The following is a 582-nucleotide window of genomic DNA, read 5'->3' as shown; positions in this document are numbered from 1 at the left end:
CTTCCATGATGACCCGCCTCAAAGAACTGGAAGAGGAAAACCGTCGCCTCAAAAAAATGTATGCTGAAGAGCGTCTCAAGGCCGAAATTATTCAGGAAGCCATGGCAAAAAAGTGGTGAAGCCATCGCGTCGAAAGCAGATGGCGCAAGAAGCCGTCAGGAGCCGAAACGTCAGCGTGCGCTTTGCCTGCCGGCTGTTTGTTGTCAGCGAAAGTTGTTATCGCTACCAGCCGCAACGAAATGAAGAAAATGACGTCATCGCCGACTGGCTGCTCCGTATCACTGACAGTCAGCGTAATTGGGGATTTGGCCTGTGTTTTCTGTATCTGCGTAACGTAAAAGGTTTCCGGTTTAACCATAAAAGGGTGTACCGGATTTATTGCGGGTTGTCGCTTAACATGCGGATCAAGCCGAAAAAACGACTGAAACGGGATAAACCTGAGCCACTGGCGGTGCCTAAAAGTGGTAACGAATGCTGGTCGATGGATTTCATGCATGATCAGCTATCGGATGGACGTTCTGTTCGTTTACTGAATGTTATCGATGACTTTAATCGGGAAGCGCTGGCGATTGAGGTGGATTT

Annotated in this window: 1 pseudogene; it reads left to right on the top strand. The window is 48.8% G+C overall.

Annotated elements, in window-relative coordinates:
* Positions 1–582: pseudogene (locus tag ACLRGG_RS21035) on the top strand (transposase family protein); the annotation flags it as partial.

This window comes from Erwinia sp. PPS120 (assembly GCF_047918655.1).
GTDB classification, from domain to species: Bacteria; Pseudomonadota; Gammaproteobacteria; order Enterobacterales; family Enterobacteriaceae; genus Erwinia; species Erwinia tasmaniensis_A.
The sequence above is the reverse complement of the archived record's forward strand: the minus strand, read 5'-3'. Positions and strand labels throughout refer to the sequence as shown.